Here is a 24,652-nt window from a genome sequence, read left to right as displayed (position 1 = left end):
GATGGAGTGCCAGATGCGGTGGTTCGGAATGGCATGCGCGGTGGTGATGGCGGCGGCCCTGTCGGGCTGCAACTCGCTGATGGGCGCCTCCGATTCGGGCGGCGCCGGCCTGTGGGGAACCGCCTTCGGCTCGTCGGCGAAATCCGTCGCCGAAGCCGAGGCCAGCGCGGCGATCACCAAGCTCCTGGAAGGCAACCAGGGCCTCGTGCTCGAGCCGTCCGACCGCCGGGTCGCGGCCGAGGCGCAGCGCCAGGCGCTGGCAGCGCCCGGCACGGGCGGCGCGGTGCGCTGGGACAACCCGAAGACCGGCCGCTCCGGGGAAGTGCGCCCGGGGCCGCGCTACCAGGTCAACCGCACCGAATGCCGCGAGTTCACCCACGAGGTGGTGGCGAAAGGCGCGGCGCCGGTCGCCGTGCGGGCAACGGCCTGCATGGACGGTGGCACCTGGCGCACGATCAGCTGATCGGCCGGCGCCGTGGCTCCGCCGCGGCGCCCCCCAGCACGGGCGGACCGTCGCGGAGCGACGCGCGTCAGGGTTACGAAATCCTTGCCGGACCATGCGAAGATTCGCCATTGCGGAAAATTGTCATGACTTTTCCGTGGGTTCTCCGGCGCGTCTCAACGTTTGTTTAAACGTTGGAATGATAGATCGGAGGTCGTGCCCTATTCCGTGTCGCTCAGCTCGAAACAATGACCGATCAGGCCATACTGACGAACAAGATCCGGTCCTACCTGCAGGCGCTGTCGCCGCGCGCGGTCGAAACGCTGGTTCGCGGGCTGGAGAAGGCGCGCGACAGCGGCACGGCGGACCCGCATGTCGAGCTGATCCTGGCCGCCTCCAGCAGCATCCTGCGCGCCGGTGCCGCAGTCGGCTCGGCGTCGCAGGCGAACGAGATCGCCCGTCGCAACCACCTGCAGCGCCTGTTCTTTTCGCCGGTCGACACCTTCGTCATCAACGAGCAGCTGCCGCGCAAGCAGGAGGGGCGGGTCTACCGACCCTATCTGACCGAGATCTGGAACTGGCTGGAGCGCGACGTCCTGCCGGACGACTTCCGCAAAGTGCGCGGCGCATTCGAAAAGCCGACCGTGGACGACGAAAAGGCGGCCCGGCTGGCCGCCAGGCTGCGCGAGAAGGCGCTCGAGGCCATGCTCGAGACCATGGCACGGGTGGAGCAGTCCGAACGCGAACGCCGCCGCCTCGGCATGGTGATCGGCGGCGAGCGGGCGATCCAGGACCTGTCCGACGTCACCAAGGTGTTCAAGGCCGAGCCCTGGCTCATGCCCTTCCTCAACCAGATGCCGCCGTCGCTGAGCGAGCGGCGGCTGAAGCAGGACACCGACGTCCTCAATCTGGTCGGCACCTATTCCTCCAGGCATCCCGACGCCGTGCCGATGATCGCCGCGGCGGTGCTCGACCGCGCCGATGCGCCGTCAAGCCTGGGCGCCTTCGCGCTCCGCCTCGGTCATGCCAAGGACGCCAAGGATCTCGGCAAAACCCCGTTCGCGCCGTTCGTCGACATGGTCATTTCCGAAGCCGAACGGCTCAACGTCCTGGCCAGGCAGCATCAGAAGCACAATCCGGATCCGGTCGCCTTTTCCGAGGCGGTGTCGAGCTATGCCAACCTGATCCGGGGCCTCGACCTCGACCTCGATCTCGCCGACTGCGACGAGTGGCGCGGTCGCATCGCCGAAACCCGGCGCGATGTTTCCCATATCGTCACCAACGAACTCCAGGGTGCCTGCGGCGCGGTGCGTCGCGCGCTGCAGGTGCCGCATGCGGGCAAGGACGGCACGCTCGAAGTCGACCAGCGCGCAGTCGACGACGCGGTCCGCGCGCTGCGGGTGGTTTCCATGGCCCGCGGCTCGGCGGAGACGCTGGCCGTGAACGAGGTCGGCAAGCGCACGCGCCAGACCGTCGAACAGACGCTGGAGATCGTCACGCGTTCGCTGCTGAGCGACCTGCGCAAGCAGAAAGGCGACGACCGCGAGGCGCACGCGGCGGCCGTCGACGTCGCCATCCAGCTGTCGGAGATCTATTTCGGCGCCGACTACGCGAGCCAGCTGCGCCGCAGCCGCCAGAACGCTATGGCGGATGAGGAAAAGAAGACCGGCACCTAGCCTGGCAGAACGGTCGCCAGACCGAAAATGCGGGCAAAAAAGCCGCTCGATCTCGGGCGCCGGACTTGCAAATCCTCCTCCGCGACCCAAGGTCACACGATCGTCTGTTGCCTTTGCCGGCTCGCCGCGATCTATATGGCCCCATGATGCTCTGGATCCTGTTCGCCCTGATGACCGCAGCCGCCGCCATCGCCATTCTGGTGCCGATGACGCGGGCCGCACGCGTCGACGATACCACCGTCGCCGCCGATGAGGCGGTGTACAAGGCGCAGCTCGAGGAGGTCGACCGCGACCTGGCGCGGGGCCTGGTCGACGAGGAGGCCGCGGCTGCGGCGCGCACCGAGATCGCGCGGCGGCTTCTGGCCGCCCGGCGCAGCGCCGGGGCAGGCATTGCCGCTTCCGGCTGGTCCTGGCCGGTGCGGGTCGGTCAGGCGGTGGCCGTGGTCGGCCTGCCGGCCGGCGCGCTTGCCCTCTATCTGGTCCTCGGCTCACCCGACTATCCCGACCAGCCGCTGGCGGCGCGCCTTGCCGAGCCAACCGAAGGCCAGCGGGTGGAAACCCTGGTGGCGCGCGTCGAGCAGCATCTGGCCAGCAATCCCGAGGACGGCAAGGGCTGGGAGGTTCTGGGACCGGTCTACATGCGCCTCGGCCGTCCCCAGGAAGCGGCCCGCGCCTATGCCAACGCGATCCGCCTGCTCGGGTCGACCGAGCAACGGGAGTCCGACTATGGCGAAGCCCTCGTCATCGTGAATCGCGGGATCGTCAACGCCGATGCCCGCGCTGCCTTCGAACGGGCGGTCGCGCTGGCGCCGGACGCGGTCAAGCCGCGCTATTTCCTCGCCTTGGCCCTCGGCCAGGAAGGCAAGCGCGCGCAAGCCGTTGCCGCCTGGCAGGCGTTGCTGGCCGGCGCCGCGGGCAACGAACCCTGGGTCGTGTCCGCGCGCGAGGAACTGGCGGCGCTGGGCGGCGAGGCGCCGGCGCTGCGCGGCCCGAGCGCCGAAGACGTCGAGGCGGCGCAGGACATGCCGGAGGCCGACCGGCGCGAGATGATTCTGGGCATGGTCCAGGGTTTGAAGGACCGCCTGGAAAGCCAGGGCGGCAGCGTCGACGAATGGCTGCGCCTGATCCAGGCCTATGCGGTGCTCGGCCTGACCGACGAGGCGAAGGCGGCGGCCGGCAAGGCCAGCGCCGCGTATCAGGCCGACGAAGCGGCACTTGGCCGCATCCGGTCGCAGATCAAGGAAATCGGTCTAGATTCCTGACAGGCTGACATAACAAGCTGGTAAATGGTGAGGGACGGAACACGACGATGACCAGAAAACAGCGCCGCCTGACGCTGATCGGATCCGCCGGCGTGGTGCTTGCCGCCGCGGTCGGACTCATCCTCTATGCTCTGAACGATCAGATCGTCTTCTTCCAGAGCCCGACCGACGTCATGACCAAGGCGATTCCCGCCGGCCAGCGCATCCGCCTCGGCGGACTGGTCGAGGACGGCTCGGTCGAACGCGGCGACAACGCCACGGTGAGCTTCCGCGTGACCGATACCGCCAACACCGTGCAGGTGGCCTTTACCGGCATCCTGCCGGATCTGTTTCGCGAGGGTCAGGGCGTGGTGACCGAGGGCGTGATCGGTCCCGACGGCGTGTTCCGCGCCGATTCCGTGCTCGCCAAGCACGACGAGACCTACATGCCCAAGGAAGTCGCGGATGCCTTGAAGCAGCAGGGCGTCTGGCAGGGCGAGGAAGAGACCAACTAGCGCCGGCTCGGGCGGGCGGATCGAGGGAGAGAGGGAACCCATGATCGTTGAAGCAGGCCATTTCGCGCTGGTGCTGGCCTTCGTGCTGTCGCTGGCGCAGTCGGTGGTGCCGATCTGGGGCGCGACCACGGGCGACCGCCGGCTGATGGACGTCGCCGCGCCGGTGGCCAACATGATGTTCCTGCTGCTGGCCGTCTCCTTCGGCGCGCTGACCTGGGCCTATCTGGCCTCGGATTTCTCCGTCGCCAACGTGTGGGAGAACTCCCATTCGGCCAAGCCGCTGATCTACAAGATCTCCGGCGTCTGGGGCAACCACGAGGGCTCGATGCTGCTGTGGGTGCTGATCCTGACGCTGTTCGGTGCGCTGGTCGGCCTGTTCGGCACCAACATCCCGGCACCGCTGCGCGCGGCCTCGCTCGGCGTGCAGGGATGGATCACGGCCGCCTTCCTGCTGTTCCTGCTGGCGGCGTCCAATCCCTTTGCGCGCATTGCCCGCCCGCCGCTGGAGGGCAACGACCTCAACCCGATCCTGCAGGACATCGGCCTCGCCATTCACCCGCCGCTGCTCTACCTCGGCTACGTCGGCTTCTCGATCACCTTCTCCTTCGCCGTCGCCGCGCTGATCCTCGGGCGCATCGATGCGGCCTGGGCGCGCTGGGTGCGTCCGTGGACCCTACTGGCCTGGGTGTTCCTCACCCTCGGCATCGCCATGGGCTCCTACTGGGCCTATTACGAACTCGGCTGGGGCGGCTGGTGGTTCTGGGACCCGGTCGAGAACGCCTCGTTCATGCCCTGGCTCGCCGGCACGGCGCTGTTGCATTCGGCCATCGTGATGGAAAAGCGCGAGGCGCTGAAGGTCTGGACCGTGCTGCTGGCGATCTTCACCTTCTCGCTGTCGCTGCTTGGCACCTTCCTCGTGCGCTCCGGAGTGCTGACCAGCGTGCACGCCTTCGCCGTCGATCCGGCACGCGGCGTGTTCATCCTGGCGATCCTGTGCCTGTTCATCGGCGGTTCGCTGGCGCTCTACGCCTGGCGCGCGCCGCTGCTCAAGCAAGGCGGCCTGTTTGCACCGATCAGCCGCGAAGGCGCGCTGGTGCTGAACAACCTGTTCCTGAGCGCGGCCTGCGCCGCCGTCTTCGTCGGTACGCTCTATCCGCTGGCGCTGGAAGCCGTCACCGGCGAGAAGATCTCTGTCGGCGCGCCGTTCTTCAACCTGACCTTCGGTCCGCTGATGGTGCCGCTGCTGATCGCCGTGCCGTTCGGGCCGCTGCTGGCCTGGAAGCGCGGCGACCTTCTGGCGGCGGCGGAGCGGCTCTACGCCGTGTTCGGCGTGGCGATCCTCGCCGCCGTGTTCGTGTTCTGGCTGTGGGGCATGGAGCGCGTGCTGGCTCCGCTCGGCGTCGGCCTGGCGGTCTGGGTGATGGCGGGTGCGGTGGCCGAACTGGTCACGCGGTCGCGGATCACGGAAGTGGGGCTCGGCCGGGGCCTTGTCCGTCTCGCCGGGCTGCCGCGTTCGGCCTTCGGCACCATGCTCGGCCACTTTGGCCTCGGCATGACGGCGCTCGGCATCGTCACCGCGTCGGCCTTCCAGGTCGAGCACGTGCAGACCATGCGGCCGGGCGACATGGTCGAGGTCTCCGGCTATCAGGTCACCTTCGATGGCGCTGCGCCGCGCCAAGGCCCGAACTACACCGAGCAGGTCGGCCACTTCACGGTCCGCTCGGGCGGCATCGAGGTGGCCAAGCTCGACCCGTCCAAGCGCGTCTACACCGCCCGCGGCATGCCGACCACGGAAGCCGCGATCAAGACCTTCGGCTTCTCCCAGCTCTACCTGTCTCTGGGCGAAGGGCGGGAGGACGGCGGCATGGACGTGCGCGTGTACCACAAGCCGCTGATCACCCTGATCTGGCTCGGCTGCCTGGTGATGTCCTTCGGCGGCATCGTGTCTATCAGCGACCGCCGGCTGCGCGTCGGCGCACCCAAGCCCGCCCGCAGCCGCACGGCCGGCGCGGGCCTGAGCCCGGCGGAATGAGGTCACAGGCATGACTCGCGTCGCCTCCCTCCTGATCGCCCTACTGGTCGCCGGCCTGGTTGCCGCAGGATCCGCGCTTGCGGTCGCGCCCGACGAGGTGCTCGACGATCCCGCGCTGGAGGCGCGCGCGCGGGCGCTGTCGGCCGAACTGCGCTGCATGGTTTGCCAGAACCAGTCGATCGACGACAGCGACGCGCCGCTGGCCAAGGACCTGCGCGTCCTGGTGCGCGAGCGCCTGGTCGCCGGCGACAGCGACGCCCAGGTACTCGACTATCTCGTCTCCCGCTACGGCGAGTTCGTGCTGCTGAAGCCGCGCATCGCGCCACACACCTATGTGCTGTGGGCGGCGGCGCCGCTCGCCCTGCTCGCCGGCTTCGTCGGCATTGTCGTGGCGTTGCGCCGCCAGCGCGGGCAGCGCGCGGTGTCCGCGACCGTGCCGCTGAGCGCCGAGGAACAGGCCGAACTCGACCGTATCCTGGGCAAGGCGCCGGCCGGGTCGACGCGGGAGTCCTGAGCGGCGCGCCGCGCCGGTTGCATTCGCGCCCGCGAGTGCCAATGTTCCTCCTGGACGACAACCGGTGAGGGAGCAGGATGATGGCCGGCAAGGCGCTGAAGATCGAGTTCGAGGGATCGAAGGGCGCACGCCTGGCCGCACGGCTGGACCTGCCCGCGGGCGCGGTGCGCGCCTATGCCCTGTTCGCCCATTGCTTCACCTGTTCAAAGGACCTCGCCGCAGCGCGCCACATCGCCGGGGCGCTGACCCGAGACGGCTTCGCGGTGCTGCGCTTCGACTTCACCGGCCTCGGTGCCAGCGGCGGTGACTTCGCCTCGACCGACTTTTCTTCCAACCTGGAAGACCTGAAGCGCGCGGCCGATCACCTGCGCCGGCACTTCGCGGCGCCGGCGCTGCTCGTCGGCCATTCGCTTGGCGGGACGGCGGCGCTGGCGGTGGCCGGTGATCTGCCGGAGGTGAGGGCGGTGGCGACCATCGGCGCGCCGGCGGACGCGGCGCATGTGCTGAAGAGCTTCCACGGCTCGCTTGACGAGATCCACGCCAGCGGCGAGGCGCGCGTCACCCTGGCCGGGCGGGCTTTCACGATCCGCAAGGATTTCGTCGACGACCTCGACCGGCACAGGCTCGACGGCCGCATCAGGCAACTGAGGAGGCCGCTGCTGGTGCTGCACGCGCCGCTCGACGAGGTGGTCGGCATCGACAACGCGACCGAGATCTTCATCGCGGCGCGCCATCCCAAGAGCTTCGTGTCCCTCGACAAGTCCGACCACCTGCTCAGCGACGAGGCCGACGCGGCCTATGCGGCGCGGGTGATCGCGGCCTGGGCGAGCCGCTACGTCGGCGCCGGACCGAAGGCTGCCGAGCGAGCCGGGGAGGGGTCGGTCGAGGTGGCCGAGACCGGCTACGGAACCTTCCAGGTCGCGGTACGCGCCGGGCCCCATAGGTTGCTGGCCGACGAGCCGGAGGGGGTCGGCGGGCTCGGCAGCGGGCCGTCGCCCTACGATTACCTGGCCGGCGCGCTGGGCGCCTGCACGGTCATGACCCTGCGGCTGTACGCCGACCGCAAGGGCCTGCCGGTGGAGCGGATCTCGACCCGGGTGACGCATGCCAAGGTGCATGCCGAGGACTGCCTCGACTGTTCGGCGCAGGCGCGCGGCAAGGGCGGGCGGATCGACCGCTTCGAGCGCACCATCGCGATCGAGGGCGAGATCGACCCGGACACGCGGGCCCGCATGCTCGAGATCGCCGACAAGTGCCCCGTGCACCGGACCCTGGAGGCCGGCGCGGCGGTGGTGACGCACGCGGCCGGGGACGGCAAGCCGGCCGAGGCCTAGCCTTCGTCGACGCAGATGCCGCGCCGGGCGACGCCTTGCGCCGTCCTGGCGACCAGCAGCAGGATGAGCAGGCTGACCAGCGCCAGCAGGACCATGGCGAGGCCGGAGAAGAAGGCAAGACCAGTCCTCTGCGCCATCGCCACGGTGGCGACGGTGATCGCTGCCATCGGGAAGGAATAGGCCCACCAGGACAGGAAGAACTCGAGCCGGGCGAAGCGGCGGACCTGGGTCAGCAGCAGCAGGGTCAGGAACAGCGCGATATAGTAGAGGATGCGCGCGAAGGCGTCCAAGCTGTCGGTCAGCTGCAGCCAGGACAGGAAGCCGACCGCCGGTGGCGCGATCAGGATGAACAGCGTCGGGATCATCCGCTCGGGCAGCGGCTGGTGGAAGATCACCCGGTACAGGATGATGGTGAACAGCAGCAGCCAGAACACCAGGCCGATGCTGAAGAAGAACCACGAGATCTCGGGCGAGGCGTGATGGACGCCGGCGATCGGCACCAGGATGTTGCCGACGATCGGGATGAACCAGGCCGGGTTGATGTGGGCGATCTCGAAGTGGGTGTGATGGATCCACACCGACAGCACGTAGAGCGTGAACACGAGATGCAGGGCGGCGCCGGCCGCCCACAGCACCAGCGAGACAGACGGGGCGGCGTGGACGAGGGTCGTCGCGATCAGGATCAGGCTGATCGAGATGGTGGCGAAGAAGTTGAGCTTCACCGGATGCTTCAGTTCCTTCGCCACCGCCTGCGGATGGCGGATGGCCTTGGCTGCGTAGAGCGTCGCCAGGACGACGAACACGGCCGGCGTCAGCACCACGAGGACCGGGCTGAGCGCGACCGGCAGCGTCAGTACGGTCTCCGCGCGCGCCCAGGCCAGATCGAGGCCGGCGAGACCCATGACCACGGCAAACCAGGAAATCGGGAAATTCTCAAGTCGTGACGGAGCGGACATCGTCTTCCCCAAAAGCAGCGTGTCCCGCCGATCCGGCCGGGAGGCAGCACGGATTCGTGGGACACCAATGGCGGGAATCCTGCCTCAGCCGGCAGGCGGGGGAAAGAGACTATTCGTCGCAACCGGCCGCCTGTCGCTCGGTCGCCTGTCGCCGGCGTTGCCTCGCCGCGGTGCCTCAGGCACAGGCTTCAAGGGTCGCCAGACGGGCGCGCACGAACCGCATGGTGCGCTGGGCTTCGGCGCTCGGCATCGTCCGGTACTCGGCCTGCCAGTTCTCTGCGATGCTGAGCGGCACCTTCAGGTGGCGGCAGCGGGCCCTGCTCAGGGCGCTGAAGGCGGTTTCGCCGAGACCGAGCGCCCGGCACAGGATCACCAGCGCCGCCGCGTCGTAGCGGACCATGATGTTGCGGACATACCTGGGATCGATGCCGGCGAGTTGGGCGAGCAGGAACGCCAGGTCGTAGAGGTTGATCGACAGGCTGTATTCGATCACCGTTTCGTCGAGCCGGCGTTCGCCCGCCTTCAGGTCCTTCAGCATGACCTTTGCCGAGAGGCGCGACCGGCGGCGCTCCAGCTTGCTGCCCTCGACGTGCTTGCCTGCCTCGCGGAACAACTCCTGGGCGAGGGCCTCGTTCTGCTCGAAGATCTGGCGCAGCTTGTCCTGCCGCTCCCGCGGCAGCATCGAGAGCAGCTTCTCGAAATTCGCCGCGCTGAGATCATGGCGGACCGTGAGCGACTCGCGGATGTCACGGTCGGTCTCTGCGAGCTTGACGAGCAGCCTGGATCCCCAGTCCGACAGGCTGGCGCCAGGATTGGCAGCGACGGACCGGCGCACCGGCTGTGCGCCGCGTTCAAGCAGGACGTCGGTGACTTGTGCGTCCAGGTGCTCGCGCCGGGAGATCGCAAGCAGGTGCGCCTGGCCCTTGCTGCGGGCAAGCCCGAGCAGGTCGTCGGAGGTCAGCACCGGCGAATGCTCCAGGACCGGCGCAGCCACTTCCGGCTTGTCGTTTGCCAGTTTCAGGACGATGCCGCGGGGCGTGGTCCTGATCGGGGCGAGCCGTTCCGACAACGCGCTGCGGCCCGGCACGTCGACCTTGTCGATCAGACGGGTCAGGACGTCATTGAACAGGGCGAGTTCTTCGTTGCTGTAGCGGTCGGCCCCTTCGACGAACAGCGTGGCGACGTGCCCCATCAGCTGCCGCCGCTTGTCGCTGCAGGTCTCGCGTGCCAGCTGCACCAGGGAGTCGAGCATTCCGTCCTCGGTTTTCCAACCCGTTTTCTTAATTTCACATAGCAGCAATTAATTGACGGACCGCTAAGGCCGTTACGGAAATCTAAGAAAAACGAATTGTACAGCGAAAGTCGTCATGTTGCGGCAAAGGTTTATTGTAAAAATTACGCAGGGTGCGATCCGCTTTCTCGCGCATGGCGACATTACGAAAGTTTAATTCCCCCGACAGGCTGCCGTAAGGCGCCCGCCTCCATATTGGCACCGAAGGACGGGCAGCCAGTCCCCGCGGCGCGCCGTCCAACCGTTCCGATCCCTATTCCTTGGAGGATGTCCATGTCCGAATTCGAAACGTCGTCAGCCAGGGGCCGCTTGCTCGCGAGCCGCCGTGCGCGGCTGCTCGCCGGCGTCATGGCGCTCGGCCTGGCCGGCCTGCTGTCGGCCCAGACCGTGGTGCCACAGCAGGCTGCCCTGGCCGATCCGGTACGCGTCGAGGCGGCGGCACCGCTCGACTTCTCCCATGTCGTCGACGCCGTGCAGCCGGCGGTGGTCAGCGTCCGCGTCAAGCAGGAAGCGGCGGCGGAGGCCATGACGTTCGGCAGCGGCGGTTTCGGCGACTTCTTCCGCGGCCCCGGCTTCGACGATCTGCCGGACGGCCATCCGCTGAAGCGTTTCTTCGACCGCCGCAGCGAGGACAACCGCAGCACGCCGCGCCAGGCGCCGCGCCGCTACGGCCTGTCGCAGGGCTCCGGCTTCTTCATTTCCGATGACGGTTATGTCGTCACCAACCATCACGTCATCGACAAGGGCACGGAGTTCACGGTCGTCGACCAGGACGGCGAGGAATATACGGCCAGATTGATCGGCGCCGATGCGCGCACGGACCTGGCGCTGCTGAAGGTCGATGCCGAGCGGACGTTTACCTACGTCGGCTTCGCCGAAGAGGCGCCGCGGGTCGGCGAATGGGTGGTCGCCATCGGCAATCCGTTCGGCCTCGGCGGCTCGGTCACCGCCGGCATCGTCTCGGCGCGTGGCCGTGACATCGGCGCCGGCCCCTACGACGACTTCATCCAGATCGACGCGCCGGTCAACCGCGGCAACTCGGGCGGTCCGGCCTTCAACATGAAGGGCGAGGTGATCGGCGTGAACGCGGCGATCTTTTCGCCGTCGGGCGGCAATGTCGGCATCGCCTTCGCCATTCCGGCCTCGACCGCATCCAACGTAGTCGCCGACCTGCAGCAGAGCGGCGCGGTCACGCGCGGCTGGCTCGGCGTCCAGATCCAGGCGGTGACCAACGACATCGCCGAGAGCCTGGGCCTTGCCAAGGCGGAGGGCGCGATCGTGGCCGAGGCCCAGGACGGCAGCCCAGCGGACAAGGCCGGCCTGCGGTCGGGCGACACGATCCTGAAGGTCGACGGCAAGCCGATCAAAGGTCCGCGCGACCTGTCGCGGCTGATCGCCGGCTACGCGCCCGACACCACGGTCGACGTCACGGTCTGGCGCGACGGCCGTGAACGCGACATCCAGGTGACGCTCGGCACGCTCGACGAGCCGAGCCGGGTGGCGGCGGCCGATCCGGCGACGCAGGGTCCGACCACGCTGGAGGATCTCGGGCTCGGTCTGACCTCGACGGCCGAGGCCGGGATCGACGGCGACGGCGTGGTCGTCGTCGACGTGACGCCGGGCGGCCCGGCTGCCGAGAAGGGCCTCAAGCGCGGCGACATCATCGCCGAGGTCGCCGGCGAGAAGGTCGCCCGGCCCGCCGACGTGGTCGAGGCGATTGCCAAGGCCCAGGCCAGTGGCCGCAAGGCGGTGCTGATGCGGGTCTATTCCGATCGCGCCTCGCGCTTCGTCGCGCTGCCGCTCAAGCTCGCCTGACCGGCGCCAGACCTCCGACGCGGCGCCGGACAGCCCCCGCCCCGATCCCCCGTCCGCCCGCGTCGACGGCCGGTCCGCGGCGGCTCCGAAAGGAGCCTGCCGCGGACCCCGTTTCGCCCCTGCGTTTTTCCCAGTAAAAAGAGGATCATGATGCGGATCCTGATCATCGAGGACGACAAGCAGGCTGCAGCCTATCTCGCCAAGGGGCTGCGCGAGGTCGGCCATGTCGCCGACCATGCCGCCGACGGCGAGGAGGGGCTGGAGCGCGCCCTCGACGGAGACTATGACGTGATGATCGTCGACCGGATGCTGCCGCGCCGCGACGGCCTGTCGGTCATCGAGGCGTTGCGCAAGGCCGGCGACCACACGCCGGTGCTGATCCTGTCGGCGCTCGGCCAGGTCGACGACCGCGTCACCGGACTGCGGGCGGGCGGCGACGACTACCTGCCCAAGCCTTTCGCCTTCACCGAGCTGCTGGCGCGGATCGAGGCACTCGGCCGGCGCCCGAAGGCGTCGGGAGAGACGGAGACGGTGTACCGGGTCGCCGACCTGGAACTCGACCGCCTGACCCATCGCTGCAGCCGCGCCGGCAAGGACATTCCCCTGCAACCGCGCGAGTTCCGCCTGCTCGAATACCTGATGCAGCATGCCGGGCAGGTGGTCACCCGCACCATGCTGCTGGAGAACGTCTGGGAGTATCACTTCGACCCGCAGACCAACGTCATCGACGTCCACATCTCCCGCCTGCGCGCCAAGATCGACAAGGATTTCGACAGGCCGCTGCTGCACACGATCCGCGGCGCCGGATATTCGATCCGTGACGCCGCTGTCTAGGCTGATCCGCACGACGGCGTTCAAGCTGTCGGTGCTGTATCTGGCGGTGTTCACCGCCCTTTCGGGCTTCCTGCTCGTCTACATTTCCCGCAACATCAACGCGCTGATGGCCGATCAGGTGGTTCAGACCGTCGATGCCGAGATCGACGGACTGGCCGATCAGTATGCCCGCGGCGGCGTGCGCGCACTGGTGGCCGCCATCGACAGCCGCTCGCGCCGGCCCGACGCCAGCCTCTACCTGTTCGTCGACTTCGCCGGCAACGCCATTGCCGGCAACATCTCGCGCCTGCCGACCACGGTGCTGGAGGAGGCCGACGGCGGCGTGCGCCGGGTCAAGTACGCCCGCCGCGAGGCGGACGGCGAGCCGGCCGGCGAGAGCGAGCGCGAGGCGATCGTGCGCACCTTCGAACTGCCCGGCGGCTTCCGCCTGCTGGTCGGTCGCGACCTCGGCGAACAGCTGCGCTTCCGCGACATCCTTTCGGGCGCCCTGCGTCTGTGGCTCGGCGTCGTCGTCGCCATGGCGGTGGTGACCTGGCTGTTCGTCAGCCGCCGCGTGCTCAAGCGCATCGACGCCATGGCCGCGACCAGCCGCCGGATCATGGAGGGGAACCTGTCGGAGCGCCTGCCGCTGGCCGGCAACGGCGACGAGTTCGACCGCCTGGCGGTCAGCCTGAACGGCATGCTGGAGCGGATCGAACTGCTCATGCACGGCTTGCGCGACGTCACCGACAACATCGCCCACGACCTGAAGACGCCGCTGACGCGGCTGCGCACGCGGGTCGAGGCGGCGCTGCGCGAGGCGCGCGGCGAGGCCGACTACCGCGAGGCGCTGGAGGCGACGATCGAGGAATCGGAAGGGCTGATCCGCATCTTCGACGCGCTGCTGCGCATCGCCCGCGTCGAGGCGATGTCGCCGGAGGAGGACATGGCGCCGGTCGACGTCGGCGCCATCGCCCGCGAGATGGCCGAACTCTACGCGCCGCTGGCGGAGGAGGGCGGCGGCGCCCTGACGGTCGAGGCCGATGACAGCTGCCTGGCGCTCGGCAACCGCGACCTGATCGCCCAGGCGCTCGTCAACCTGATCGAGAACGCATTGAAATATGGCCTTCCGGCGGATGGACAGCCCCCGGCAATCACCGTAAAGCTGCGCAGGGACAGGGAGCGGATCCGCCTGTCGGTCGAGGACAACGGCCCCGGCATCGGGGCGCAGGACCGCGACCGCGTGCTCGACCGGTTCGTCCGGCTCGAGGCGAGCCGCAGCGAACCGGGCTACGGCCTGGGGCTGAGCCTGGTGCGGGCGATCGCCCGCCTCCACGGCGGCACGCTGGTGCTGGAGGATGCCGGTCCGGGGCTAGCGGCGCGCATCGACCTGATGGCGGCGCCGGCGGACAGGCTGGGAGGCGAGACGGGCAATGCGGGAGACACGGGCCGGGCGTGACGCGCAGGACGGCGCCCTGTGGAAACGGCTGGCCGTCATCCCGGTCGCTCAGGATCCGGAGCGGGCAACTAGCCTGATCGCCGACTTGCGCGCGCGCGCGCACGAAACCCCCGAGGCCTCCGACCTTGCCGGCCTGCTTGAGGACGAGGCGACCCTGACACGCTTTCTCGGCGGCGTGTTCGACAATTCCCCGTTCCTGCGTGACCTTGGCCTGCGCGATCCGCAGCGGCTCCAGCGCATCGTCTCTGCCGATCCCGATTCCTTCGTCGCCGCGACCGTCGCCGCGGCGCGGGAGGCCGTCGCCGAGTCCGAGGCCGAGTTGATGCGCCGGCTGCGCCTGCTCAAGCAGGATCTGGCGCTCGGCGTCGCGCTGGCAGACATCGGCGGCGTGTGGGACCTCGACAGGGTCACCCGCGCACTGGCCGAGTTCGCCGACGCGGCGCTGACCGCCGCGATCCGCTTCTCGTTGCGCGAGCTCGCCGCCAAGGGCCGGTTCGTGCCGAAGAACCCGGACGCGCCGGAGGAGGGCTCGGGCTTCATCGTGCTGGCCATGGGCAAGCACGGCGCCTTCGAGCTGAACTATTCCAGCGACATCGACCTGATCGTGCTCTACGACCCGGCGACGGCGCCGCTGGCAGGCGGCGCCGAGGCGCCGGTCGAGTTCGTGCGCCTGACCAAGCGCATCGTCCGGATCATGCAGGAGCGCACCGCCGACGGCTACGTTTTTCGCACCGACCTGCGCCTGCGGCCCGATCCGGGCGCGACGCCGGTCGCCATGTCGATGCCGGGCGCCCTGTCCTACTACGAGAGCCTCGGCCAGAACTGGGAACGCGCGGCCCTGATCAAGGCGCGTCCCTGTGCCGGCGACATCGCCGCCGGCGAGGCCTTCCTGCGCGAGATCGTGCCCTTCATCTGGCGCAAGTACCTCGACTTCGCCGCCATCGCCGACGTGCAGTCGATCAAGCGCCAGATCCACATGCACAAGGGCCACGGCAGGATCGCGGTTGCCGGCCACAACGTGAAGCTCGGCCGCGGCGGCATCCGCGAGGTCGAGTTCTTCGTCCAGACCCAGCAGCTGATCGCTGGCGGTCGCAACCCGGCGCTGCGCGGCCGGCGCACGCTTGACATGCTCGACCAGCTGGTCGAGGCCGGCTGGATCGAGGCGGCGGCCCGCGACGACCTCGCCGAGGCCTATGTCTTCCTGCGTGCCGTCGAGCACCGCATCCAGATGCTCAACGACGAGCAGACCCAGCTGCTGCCCAAGGACCAGGAGGGCCTGACAAGGATCGCGCACCTGATGGGCTTTGCCGGCCTGGCCGACTTCGAGGCGGCGCTCAAGCAGCGGCTGCAGACGGTCCAAGGCCACTATGCCGGCCTGTTCGAGGACGAGCCGGAACTCGCCTCCGAGCTCGGCAACCTGGTGTTCACCGGCGACGACCACGACCCCGACACGCTGGAGACGCTGTCGGGCCTGGGCTTCCGCCAGCCGGCCGATGCCGCCGCCATCATCAAGGCCTGGCATTTCGGCCGCTATCCGGCGACCCGCTCGACCAAGGCGCGCGAACGGCTGACCGAGCTGCACCCGGTGCTGATCGCCGCGCTGGCCAAGACCGACAACGCCGACGCGGCGCTGCGCGCCTTCGACAGTTTCCTCGGCAAGCTGCCCGCCGGCGTGCAGCTGTTCTCGCTGCTGCGCTCCAACCCGCAGCTCCTGGCGCTGCTGGCCACCGTCATGGGCTCGGCGCCTCGCATGGCCGAAACCGTGTCGCGCCGGGTGCACGTGCTCGATGCCGTGCTCGATCCGGCGTTCTTCGGCGCCATGCCGACGGCGGAGGAATTCCGCGACGGCCTCGACCGGACGCTGGCGCTGGCGCGCTACTACGAGGAGGCGCTCGACCGGGCGCGCATCTTCGCCCAGGAACAGCAGTTCCTGGTCGGCCTCAGGCTGCTGTCGGATACGCTCGGCGCCGAACGGGTCGGCTTCGCGCTCGCCCGTCTTGCCGAAGTGGTCGTCGACCGCATCCTGGCGCGGGTGGTCGACCATGTCGCCGACAGCCACGGCCGGGTTCCCGGCGGCAACCACGCCGTGCTGGCCATGGGCAAGCTCGGCGGTCGCGAGATGACGGCGGCCTCAGATCTCGACCTGATCCTGCTCTACGAGGCCCCGCCGGACGCCGCCCAGTCCGACGGCAAGCGGCCGCTGGCGGTCTCCCATTACTACACCCGCCTGACCCAGCGGCTGGTGACGGCGCTGTCGGCGCCGACCGCCGAGGGGCTGCTCTACGAAGTCGACTTCCGCCTCCGCCCGTCCGGCAACGCCGGCCCGCTCGCCACCAACCTCGACGGCTTCGCCGCCTACCAGAAGGCCGAGGCCTGGACCTGGGAGCACATGGCGCTGACCCGGGCGCGGGTGATCGCGGTGTCCTCGCCGCAGTTTCAGGACAAGATCGAGGGCATGCTGCGCGACACGCTGGCCAGCCGGCGCGACCGCGCCAGGCTTGCCGACGACGTGCGCTCGATGCGCGCGCGCATCGAGAAGGACAAGGGCACCCGGGATATTTGGGACCTGAAGCAGGTCGCCGGCGGCCTGGTCGACATCGAGTTCATCGCCCAGTTCCTGCAGCTGGCGCACGCCCACGACCATCCGCACGTCCTCGCCCAGGGCACGGAGGACGCGCTGGAGCGGCTGCGCGCGGCCGGCCTGCTCGACCCGGGCGACGCCGACCTGCTGCTGCAGGCGCTGCGCCGCTACCAGGCGCTGACCCAGGTGCTCAGGATGGTGCTTTCAGGCCGGTTCGTGGCAGCCGAGGCGCCGCGCGGCGTCATCGACCTGCTCACCCGCGCCGCCGGCGCGCCGAGCCTCGACGCCCTCCAGCTCGACCTCGCCGACCTGCAGCAGGCCGTGCGCGCCCGCTTCGAGGCGATCGTCGGCAAGGTCGAGATGGCCGAGGCGGACGGGAAGGGGTGAGGGGGACAAGGGGCGCCGGCGCCCGCCCGATCGCGAGGCTTGCCTTGTCGACGGCGACACGGGTCAGCCTCCTTTCTTTTCGAAGGTTGAGATTTTCTCGCGTAGAAAAGACACGGGGTCCCAGTCAGTCGTGAGGGAAGCGCGGCTTTTTTTAGCAATGCTGAATTGCTTTCGGAGGTCGTCTGCAAGTTCGAAAGCGTCTAAGCCGAGACGGGCATAGCCTTGTTGGCGTGCCTCGAAGAATTCACCGTAATCCGGCGGGGAAGCGTATTCGCTGCACTCGGAAATGTACCGGTTAGTGCTCCGTGCCGTGTTAGGCAAATCAAGCGCCCGATGCATGAGAGGCGCCGGCAGGCTCCGCCACACGATATCGTCGGGAAAAACCAACGGATCTGGCTCTCGGACCTGTGCCTCGTAATATTCTTCACCACTTTTGGTTTGACCTGCGGGCTGACCCCAGACGGTGCCATCGTCACAGACTACATCGATGCATTTGTCCGCATATTCCTCCAGAATCGGCCTAAACGCATCGCCGAATAGGAGCCCTCGCGGCGGCGTTCACGCCATGACGTCCATAGGTCTTTCGAAAGCGTGATTACACTTCCGACGACGACGCCAACGAGCCCAATGATAGCTTCTGTCATGCTGCCTCCTTGGTCGTTGCCATCTTCGTGTCAATCTCGAACTGAACCGCGCAGGGTTCGCCGGATTTCGGCCTGAGCCTGGCGCAGACCCTGCCCCGAGCGCGCCGGATCCTCGACGCGGACTGCGGCAGCGCCATCCTGTGGCTGCGGGCCGGGGACATTCTAGCGGATCTGGCGGATCCGGCGCAGGGATAGCGGCGCGGCGGTCCGCGGCTCGGGGGGTCGGGATCGGGGGGCGGGATCAGGGGCCGGAATCGGGCGGTCGGGATCAGGCGGCCGTGCTCGCCGCGCCGTCGTCCTCCGCGTCGGCCGCCAGCGGCAGGGTGAAGGCGACGCGGGTGCCCTGGCCGGGGACCGAGGCGATGGTCAGCGTGCCGCCCTGCAGCTCGACCAGCGAGCGGGCGATGGCAAGGCCGAGGCCGGAGCCCTTGTGGGTCTTGGTGAACTGGTTCTCGACCTGCACGAAGGGTTGGGCGAGGCGGTCGACGTCGGCCTTGCGGATGCCGATGCCGGTGTCGGCGATCTCGAACCGCGCCAGCCCGCCGGCCCTGTGCACGCTGAGCCGCACGGTGCCCTTTTCCGGCGTGAACTTGACGCCGTTGGACAGGAGATTCAGCAGCACCTGCTTGAGCGCGCGGCGGTCGGCCGCCACGGCGAGGCCCGGCTCGACCTCGCAGGTGACCTCGATCGCCTTTTCCTGCGCCGGGGCGCGGATGATGCGGCCGGCTTCCTCGACCACCGCCTCGACGCCGAGCGGCTTCACCGTCATTTCCATCCGCCCTGCCTCGATCTTCGACATGTCGAGGATGTCGTTGATGACGTTGAGCAGGTAGGTGCCGCTCTCGTGGATGTCGCGGCAGTACTCGGCGTAGCGCTCTGAGCCGATGGGGCCGAACATGCCGCGGTCCATGATGTCCGAAAAGCCGATGATGGCGTTCAGCGGCGTGCGCAACTCGTGCGAGATGTTGGCCAGGAACTCGGACTTGGCGCGGTTGGCGTTTTCGGCGTTGGTCTTCTCCTGGGCGTATTTCTCCGCCAGCTCGACCAGCTGTTGCGCCTGCATCTCCAGCGTCTGGCGCGACTTGCGCAGGTCCGAGACGGTCGCCATCAGGCGCCGCTCGCTGTCCAGCAGCCGCTCCTCGTGCCGCTTCAGCGTGGTGATGTCGGTGCCGACCGACACGAAGCCGCCGTCCTTGGTGCGCCGCTCCGAGATCTGCAGCCAGCGGCCGTCGTCGAGCTGGGCCTCGTAGCTGGCGTTGGCGCCGGCGCCGGGCGTGCCGCCGTGCAGCGGGCTGGTGGTGATGTGCGAGTTCCGCGCGGCGGCCATCACCTCGGCATAGGGCGCTCCGGGGCGCACGGCCTGCTCCGGCAGGTTGTGCAGGGACTGGTAGTTTGAATTGCAGATGACCAGCTCGTTGTCGGCGTTCCACAGCACGAAGGCTTCGGAGATGGTCTCGATCGCATCGCGCAGGCGCAGGTCCGCGGTGCGGCTCTGCTCGGCCAGTTCGTGCTGCTCGGTGACGTCGATGCAGATGCCGATCAGGTGCGGCTCGGCCCGGCCCGGATCGGTCTGGACCTCGCCGCGGGCGCGCAGCCACACCCAGGAGCCGTCGGCATGGCGCATGCGGAACATCCGGTCGACCGTGGTCTGGCCGGTTTCCAGCAGCGTTTCGGCAAGCCGGTAGAGGTCGATGTCGTCGGGGTGGGTCAGGTCTGCGATCTCGGCGAAGCCGAGGATGTCGTCCTTCGGCTCGCGGCCGAGCAGGTCGTAGAGCGAGGCCGACCAGAAGATCCGGCCGCGGGCGAGGTCCCAGTCGAACAGGCCGCAGCGGCCGTGGGTGAGGGCGGTGTCGATGCGTGTGCGCGTCGCGGCATAGATCTCGTCGGCCTGTTCGGCGCGCGTGGCTTGGGAGAAGAAAGCGTAGACCAGCACCAGCAGCACGGTCGACGTGCCGACGAACAGCGTGACGTTGGCGGACACGTTGCCGCGCCAGTCCGCGAAGATCTCCTTCTCCGGCTGCATGACCGCGACCATGCCGAGCCGTCCATCGAGGTGGTGGACGGTGGCCAGCGCCTCGCCGGCGCTACCCTTGTCGACCATCATCACGCCGGCGCGCGCGCCGAACACGGTGAGGGGCTGCGACGGGCCGAGCAGCGCGGTGATCGGCTGGCCTTCCAGATGCGGCTGCAGCGGCGCGCTGGCGACGATCATGCCGTCCGGGTCGGTCAGCAGGATGGAGCGGCCGCGGCTGGTCGCGCCGGCTGGAAGGGCGTCGGCAAGCACCCGCTGCAGGGCGGAGCGGTAGCCGAGTTCCGGCAGCGCGGTCTCCTCCTGGCCGAGGCGGGCGGACAGGACCGACGCGATCAGCGAGATCTCGTCGCGTGCCTGGCGTTCGGTGTCCTGGTGGTCGAAGGTCAGTTCGAGCGTGCGGTAGAGGGCGAGGCTGGCGATGAAGACCAGGCACAGGATCGGGATCAGGCGGCGGAACAGAGGCTCCGTGCGCAGCAGGCGCTGGTAGGTCGGCTGCGCCAGCAGCCGGATGTGGCCGGTCAGGGACGCTTCCTGCGTCTTCGATCCGGCGAATTGGACAAAGCGTCTCATGGACGCGCTGCCGGCAAATGCCCGCGCCATCTGGAATGCCCCGATTGTCGTGATTTCCGCAGATCCGGTAAGCAGTTACGGCCGAATCATTTTCATTTGAATCCAGATGGGGTTGCTTGTCCAGAGGGGCATGGCAAAAAAATGGTTAACGCGGGACGCGTCGCGCGGCGATTGTCGTTAACACTCGCCGCCGAGCCGGTTTGGCGACCGGCTCGGCGGTTCGATGCGTGCGGCGGCTTCGTAGCCGCCCGGGCCCGGCCGCCGACTCAGACCGCGACGCGCCAGACGATTCCGCTTGCCGGCTCGCGGACGAGATCCACCCTGGCGCCGTCCCAGTGGTAGTCGAGGTGCCGGCCCTGGCGGGGATTGCGGGCGACGTCGGGCCAGAACAGCCCCGCGCATGTGCCGCCCTCGTGGCGGACGCTCGGATAGACCACCCCGTCCGATCCGCGGGCGCGCAGGGCGCGGCCCAGCGCCTGCGGTGCCCGGTAATCGTCCGGATCCCGCAAGGCCGCAAGGGCGGGATCGCTGCCGGTCAGGTCATGCAGCGCCGCATCGATGTCGAGGACGATCTCGCGGAACTGGGAGGTCCAGCCGGGCGCCTCGGCCGTCGCCGCCAGGAAACGGGCGTGATGATGGATGGTTTCGAAGACGGCGGTCTCGAACGCCCGCGCCGCATGGAGCACGCCGTAGCTGCCATCGGAAAACCGGCTCGGACGGTCGGTCGAGACATGGGTGAAGGGGGCCATGAGCCAGGACGCTCCGGGCCCGGACACCCGCCGTCCGGTCGGCACGAGGTCGAGGCTGCCGATGGTTTCCATCAGGCGCGGATTGGTCTTCATCTCCGCGGAGATCAGTAGCGGCCAGTCGGCCGGATCGGCGATGTCCTCAAACAGGTCGATTGGCGGAAAGCGGCTGCGGATGATCCGCACCGCGCCGGGCCAGTCGACATGGACGGACGGCAGGGATGCGGGATCGAGGCTCACCACAGGCCGCGTTCGGCATCGAGCGCTCGGCGTACGCGCATCAGATCGGTCAGTTCCCCGCCCAGCATGATGTCCAGTGCCGTCTTGCCGCCGAAGCGGGCGTTGGGCTTCCTTACCCATTCATAGCCGCGCTGCGGCTCGCGGAACAGGATGCGCAGCGCCTTGTGAATGCCCAGGAGGTTCGAAAGCCGCGCCTTGCCGTCCCGCCCCAGGCGCCCGGGCCCCTCCGCCTTCCAGCGGGCATAGGTGCGCGCCGGCATGTCGAGCAGCGTTGTCGCTTCCGCGTCCGTAACGCCCCACAGCCGGAACAGGGTCACCACGGCGCGGAACATGGCCGCCGCCTCCTGGTCCGTGATCGGATCGGGCGTGAAGGGGTCTGCGGTTGTCGGGACGAGATGAAGCTGGGTCATGATGATCTCATATATGGCAAAGTATAAGAAAAATTATGCCGTTTGGCAAACATCCTCTCGATCACCGTCGGCGCCGACGGCGGATCGCGCCTGCCAGGCCGCAAGACGGACCGGTGACCGGCCTCGTTGGGCGCTTGCGGTCGGCCTGACGGCTGCTACTGAAGGCAGCGGTCGACGATGTCCCGGGCATCCTTCGACAGGGTCTCGCGGGCGGCGATGCGGTGCAGGGCGGCTTCGGCCCGTCTGGCGCGGACCGGCTCGAGCGCGCGCCAGGAGCGGAAGGCCGACAGCAGCCGGGCGGCGACCTGGGGATTGCGCTCGTCGAGCTGCAGCACGGCCTCGGCGACGAGGTCGAAGCCGGCGCCGTCGGTGCGCGCGAACTGGGTCTGGTTGCCGGTAGCGAAGGCATTGACCAGCGAGCGCACGCGGTTGGGGTTGCCCCAGTCGAAGCCTTCGTCCCCGGTCAGGGCACGCACGGCGGCGGGCGTGGCGTCGGCCGGACGGGTCGCCTGGACGGTGAACCACTTGTCGATCGCCAGCGCGTGGCGCGCATGCCGGTCGCGGAACGCCGCCAGCGCCTCGTCGGCGCCGTCGATCCCCTCGTGGACCAGGATGGTCAGCGCCGCGAGGCGGTCGGTCATGTTGTCGGCCGTGTCGAACTGCCGGATCACCATGTCGGCCGCATCCGGCAGGCCGGATACGGCGACGTAGCCGAGCGCCAGGTTCTTCAGCGCCCGCCGCCCCGCTGAGGCGGCGTCCGGGCTGAACACCGTCGTCGGCGCAAGGTCGAGCACGGTCTCGGCACAGGCGTCGCCATGGGCCCGGGCGATCGCCTTGCGCAGGGCGGTACGGGCGGCAAGGATCGCGTCCGGGTCGACGTTGCGGCCGATCTCGCGGGCGATGTCGGCTTCTCCCGGCAGGTGCAGCGCCTGGGCGCGAAAGGCGGCATCGAGCCGCTCGTCGTCCAGGATCTCGCCGAGGGCCGTGACGAAGGCGGCGTCGGGACGAAGCGGCTCGCCGGCCTGCGCCGCCGCGCTGAGCCGGACGAGGTCGCGGGTCGCCAGTTCCTGGACGGCCTGCCAGCGGTTGAACGGATCGCCGTCGTGGCGGGTGAGGAACAGCAGGTCGTGCGGATCGAGATCGGTCTCGAGCCGGACAGGCGCCGAGAAGCCGCGCAGCAGGGACGGCACGGGGCGCTGGGAGACGCCGGAAAAGACGATCGTCTGGCTGCGCTCGGTCAGATGGATGACGTCGCCCGACACGGCGCCGCCGCTCGTGCGGTCATAGGCCATGTCCTGGCCGTTCGGACCGATCAGGGCGAAGCGGATCGGGATCGCGGCCGGCTTGCCCTCGCCCTGGCCGGCGACGGGCGGCAGTTGCTGGGAGAGGGTCAGCGCGAAGGTCCTGGCGTCGCCGTCGTAGCGGCTGCTGGCGGTGACCTGTGGCGTTCCGGCCTGCTCGTACCAGAGCGCGAATTGCGTCAGGTCCTCGCCGCTCGCTTCGGCGAAGCAGGCCAGGAAGTCCTCGATCGTGGCCGCCGTGGCGTCGTGGCGCCGGAGATAGAGGTCCATGCCGGAGCGGAAGGCGTCGTCGCCGACCAGGATCTTCAGCATGCGGACCACCTCGGCGCCCTTCTCGTAGACCGTGGCGGTGTAGAAGTTGTTGATCTCGCGATAGGTCTTCGGGCGGACCGGATGGGCGAGGGGACCGGCATCCTCGGGGAACTGGTGCGACTTGAGCAGTCGCACGTCGGCGATCCGCTTGACCGGGCGCGAGCGCATGTCGGAGGTGAATTCCTGGTCGCGGAACACGGTCAGCCCTTCCTTGAGGCAGAGCTGGAACCAGTCGCGGCAGGTGATGCGGTTGCCGGTCCAGTTGTGGAAATATTCGTGCGCGATCACAGCCTCGATATGCGCGTAGTCCTGGTCGGTCGCGGTATCCGGATCGGCGAGCACGTACTTGTCGTTGAAGATGTTGAGGCCCTTGTTCTCCATCGCGCCCATGTTGAAGTCGGAGACGGCGACGATGTTGAACACGTCGAGGTCGTATTCGCAGCCGAATGCCGCCTCGTCCCAGGCCATCGAGCGCTTGAGCGACTCCATGGCCCAGCCGCAGTGGTCCTCCTTGCCGTGCTCGACATAGATGGCGAGGTCGACCGGTCGCCCGGAGCGGGTGACGAAGCGGTCGGTGACGCGCGCAAGGTCGCCTGCGACCAGGGCGAACAGGTAGGACGGCTTGGGGTGCGGGTCGTGCCAGACCGCATAGTGCCGGTCGCTGTCGGGGATCTCGCCGGCGTCCACCGGATTGCCGTTGGCCAGCAGTACCGGCGCCTCGTGCTTCGGGGCCTCCAGGCGGGTGGTGTAGACGGCGAGCACGTCCGGCCGGTCGAGGAAATAGGTGATGCGCCGGAACCCTTCCGCCTCGCACTGGGTGCACCAGGTGCCCGACGATCGGTAGAGTCCCATCAGCGCGGTGTTGCTGTCCGGGTCGAGCCGCGTGACGATCTCCAGGTCGAACGGCTCCGCCGGCGGCGAGAAGAGATCCAGCCGGTCGGGCCTAGCGGCATAGGCCGTCCCTGGCAGGGGACGGCCGTCGAGCGCCAGTCCGGTCAGCGTCAGCCCGTCGCCGTCGAGCACGAGCGGTGTGCCGGCCGCTGTACCTTCGTTGCGCGCCAGCCGCAGGCGCGCCGTCACCTGCGTCGCCTGCGGGTCGAGCCGGATATCGAGATCGACCGTGTCGATGCGGTAGGGCGCCGGGCGATAGTCCTCGAGGCGGACGGGTTGGGGCGTTTCCGGGCGCATGGGGCTCTCCAGGGTTGTTGCGGTCTCGGCGGCGCGGTTCGCCGGGGGCTTTGCGTGCAGCGCTGCCGGGCCGTCCAGGCTGGCACAGGCGGCATGAATGGCACGAAAGGAGCCCCGGGCTCAAGGCACGCTCCCGTGCGGCCGAGACGGATC

General features: G+C 68.8%; 17 protein-coding genes. 11 read left to right on the top strand and 6 right to left on the bottom strand.

The features are described from left to right. Positions 1-13 precede the first annotated feature (13 nt). From SL003B_RS14665 to SL003B_RS14635, 7 genes are all read left to right on the top strand, one after another. Complete coding sequence (locus SL003B_RS14665; RefSeq protein WP_013653647.1) at positions 14-463, top strand: LipA a lipoprotein; 450 nt, start codon at positions 14-16, stop codon at positions 461-463. A 227-nt stretch (positions 464-690) separates the two neighbouring features. Continuing rightward, complete coding sequence (locus SL003B_RS14660; protein ID WP_013653646.1) at positions 691-2,118, top strand: hypothetical protein; 1,428 nt, start codon at positions 691-693, stop codon at positions 2,116-2,118. Between the two features lie 143 nt (positions 2,119-2,261). Beyond that, the gene (ccmI, locus tag SL003B_RS14655; RefSeq protein ID WP_013653645.1) at positions 2,262-3,380 is read left to right on the top strand and encodes a c-type cytochrome biogenesis protein CcmI; all 1,119 of its coding nucleotides are present in this window, start codon (positions 2,262-2,264) and stop codon (positions 3,378-3,380) included. A 47-nt stretch (positions 3,381-3,427) separates the two neighbouring features. Then, positions 3,428-3,874, top strand: coding sequence for a cytochrome c maturation protein CcmE (gene ccmE / locus SL003B_RS14650; protein WP_013653644.1), 447 nt, complete (start codon positions 3,428-3,430; stop codon positions 3,872-3,874). A 40-nt stretch (positions 3,875-3,914) separates the two neighbouring features. Then, on the top strand, positions 3,915-5,906 hold the full coding sequence (locus tag SL003B_RS14645; protein WP_013653643.1) for a heme lyase CcmF/NrfE family subunit: 1,992 nt from the start codon (positions 3,915-3,917) through the stop codon (positions 5,904-5,906). A 10-nt stretch (positions 5,907-5,916) separates the two neighbouring features. Continuing rightward, complete coding sequence (locus SL003B_RS14640) at positions 5,917-6,420, top strand: cytochrome c-type biogenesis protein (RefSeq protein WP_013653642.1); 504 nt, start codon at positions 5,917-5,919, stop codon at positions 6,418-6,420. Positions 6,421-6,500: 80 nt separating this feature from the next. Then, the gene (locus tag SL003B_RS14635; RefSeq protein ID WP_013653641.1) at positions 6,501-7,754 is read left to right on the top strand and encodes a bifunctional alpha/beta hydrolase/OsmC family protein; all 1,254 of its coding nucleotides are present in this window, start codon (positions 6,501-6,503) and stop codon (positions 7,752-7,754) included. Here SL003B_RS14635 and SL003B_RS14630 read toward each other — a convergent pair. Both SL003B_RS14630 and SL003B_RS14625 read right to left on the bottom strand, forming a co-directional pair. Next, positions 7,751-8,710, bottom strand: a complete 960-nt coding sequence (locus SL003B_RS14630; protein ID WP_013653640.1) for an SLAC1 anion channel family protein — start codon at positions 8,708-8,710, stop codon at positions 7,751-7,753. The genes SL003B_RS14635 and SL003B_RS14630 overlap by 4 nt on opposite strands. 175 nt (positions 8,711-8,885) lie before the next feature. After that, positions 8,886-9,962: a DUF2336 domain-containing protein gene (locus tag SL003B_RS14625; protein WP_013653639.1), complete on the bottom strand. Its 1,077-nt coding sequence runs from the start codon at positions 9,960-9,962 to the stop codon at positions 8,886-8,888. Between the two features lie 312 nt (positions 9,963-10,274). Here SL003B_RS14625 and SL003B_RS14620 point away from each other — a divergent pair, with 312 nt between their 5' ends. From SL003B_RS14620 to SL003B_RS14605, 4 genes are all read left to right on the top strand, one after another. After that, on the top strand, positions 10,275-11,816 hold the full coding sequence (locus SL003B_RS14620; RefSeq protein WP_013653638.1) for a Do family serine endopeptidase: 1,542 nt from the start codon (positions 10,275-10,277) through the stop codon (positions 11,814-11,816). 150 nt (positions 11,817-11,966) lie between these two features. Then, positions 11,967-12,650, top strand: coding sequence for a winged helix-turn-helix domain-containing protein (locus SL003B_RS14615; RefSeq protein WP_013653637.1), 684 nt, complete (start codon positions 11,967-11,969; stop codon positions 12,648-12,650). Then, positions 12,634-14,088 carry a sensor histidine kinase gene (locus SL003B_RS14610; RefSeq protein ID WP_013653636.1) on the top strand — a complete coding sequence of 485 codons (1,455 nt, stop codon included), beginning with the start codon at positions 12,634-12,636 and terminating at the stop codon, positions 14,086-14,088. Before SL003B_RS14615 ends, SL003B_RS14610 begins: the two co-directional genes overlap by 17 nt. After that, positions 14,063-17,056 carry a bifunctional [glutamine synthetase] adenylyltransferase/[glutamine synthetase]-adenylyl-L-tyrosine phosphorylase gene (locus tag SL003B_RS14605; RefSeq protein WP_013653635.1) on the top strand — a complete coding sequence of 998 codons (2,994 nt, stop codon included), beginning with the start codon at positions 14,063-14,065 and terminating at the stop codon, positions 17,054-17,056. Before SL003B_RS14610 ends, SL003B_RS14605 begins: the two co-directional genes overlap by 26 nt. A 912-nt stretch (positions 17,057-17,968) precedes the next feature. Here the strand turns inward: SL003B_RS14605 and SL003B_RS14595 are convergent. The 4 genes from SL003B_RS14595 to pepN form a co-directional block, all read right to left on the bottom strand. Beyond that, the gene (locus SL003B_RS14595; protein ID WP_242390250.1) at positions 17,969-20,302 is read right to left on the bottom strand and encodes an ATP-binding protein; all 2,334 of its coding nucleotides are present in this window, start codon (positions 20,300-20,302) and stop codon (positions 17,969-17,971) included. A gap of 266 nt (positions 20,303-20,568) precedes the next feature. Then, a complete protein-coding gene (locus tag SL003B_RS14590; RefSeq protein WP_013653633.1) occupies positions 20,569-21,288 on the bottom strand; it encodes an RES family NAD+ phosphorylase in 720 nt (239 codons plus the stop codon). Then, positions 21,285-21,698 (bottom strand): MbcA/ParS/Xre antitoxin family protein, encoded by a 414-nt coding sequence (locus SL003B_RS14585; protein ID WP_013653632.1) that lies wholly within the window; start codon positions 21,696-21,698, stop codon positions 21,285-21,287. Before SL003B_RS14585 ends, SL003B_RS14590 begins: the two co-directional genes overlap by 4 nt. A 155-nt stretch (positions 21,699-21,853) precedes the next feature. Continuing rightward, on the bottom strand, positions 21,854-24,499 hold the full coding sequence (pepN, locus tag SL003B_RS14580; RefSeq protein ID WP_013653631.1) for an aminopeptidase N: 2,646 nt from the start codon (positions 24,497-24,499) through the stop codon (positions 21,854-21,856). Positions 24,500-24,652 lie beyond the last annotated feature (153 nt).

The sequence above is a fragment of the Polymorphum gilvum SL003B-26A1 genome, from assembly GCF_000192745.1.
In the GTDB taxonomy this organism is placed as follows: domain Bacteria; phylum Pseudomonadota; class Alphaproteobacteria; order Rhizobiales; family Stappiaceae; genus Polymorphum; species Polymorphum gilvum.
This window is presented reverse-complemented; position numbering and strand designations above follow the sequence as displayed.

Excerpts from the sequence above, each read along its gene's own strand:
- SL003B_RS14645 (WP_013653643.1), top strand. The coding sequence starts at position 3,915 with ATGATCGTTGAAGCAGGCCATTTCGCGCTGGTGCTGGCCTTCGTGCTG.
- SL003B_RS14640 (WP_013653642.1), top strand. The coding sequence starts at position 5,917 with ATGACTCGCGTCGCCTCCCTCCTGATCGCCCTACTGGTCGCCGGCCTG.
- SL003B_RS14595 (WP_242390250.1), bottom strand. The coding sequence starts at position 20,302 with ATGAGACGCTTTGTCCAATTCGCCGGATCGAAGACGCAGGAAGCGTCC.
- ccmE (WP_013653644.1), top strand. The coding sequence starts at position 3,428 with ATGACCAGAAAACAGCGCCGCCTGACGCTGATCGGATCCGCCGGCGTG.
- SL003B_RS14620 (WP_013653638.1), top strand. The coding sequence starts at position 10,275 with ATGTCCGAATTCGAAACGTCGTCAGCCAGGGGCCGCTTGCTCGCGAGC.
- SL003B_RS14585 (WP_013653632.1), bottom strand. The coding sequence starts at position 21,698 with ATGACCCAGCTTCATCTCGTCCCGACAACCGCAGACCCCTTCACGCCC.
- SL003B_RS14635 (WP_013653641.1), top strand. The coding sequence starts at position 6,501 with ATGGCCGGCAAGGCGCTGAAGATCGAGTTCGAGGGATCGAAGGGCGCA.
- SL003B_RS14625 (WP_013653639.1), bottom strand. The coding sequence starts at position 9,962 with ATGCTCGACTCCCTGGTGCAGCTGGCACGCGAGACCTGCAGCGACAAG.
- ccmI (WP_013653645.1), top strand. The coding sequence starts at position 2,262 with ATGATGCTCTGGATCCTGTTCGCCCTGATGACCGCAGCCGCCGCCATC.
- SL003B_RS14605 (WP_013653635.1), top strand. The coding sequence starts at position 14,063 with ATGCGGGAGACACGGGCCGGGCGTGACGCGCAGGACGGCGCCCTGTGG.
- pepN (WP_013653631.1), bottom strand. The coding sequence starts at position 24,499 with ATGCGCCCGGAAACGCCCCAACCCGTCCGCCTCGAGGACTATCGCCCG.
- SL003B_RS14660 (WP_013653646.1), top strand. The coding sequence starts at position 691 with ATGACCGATCAGGCCATACTGACGAACAAGATCCGGTCCTACCTGCAG.
- SL003B_RS14615 (WP_013653637.1), top strand. The coding sequence starts at position 11,967 with ATGCGGATCCTGATCATCGAGGACGACAAGCAGGCTGCAGCCTATCTC.
- SL003B_RS14630 (WP_013653640.1), bottom strand. The coding sequence starts at position 8,710 with ATGTCCGCTCCGTCACGACTTGAGAATTTCCCGATTTCCTGGTTTGCC.
- SL003B_RS14665 (WP_013653647.1), top strand. The coding sequence starts at position 14 with ATGCGGTGGTTCGGAATGGCATGCGCGGTGGTGATGGCGGCGGCCCTG.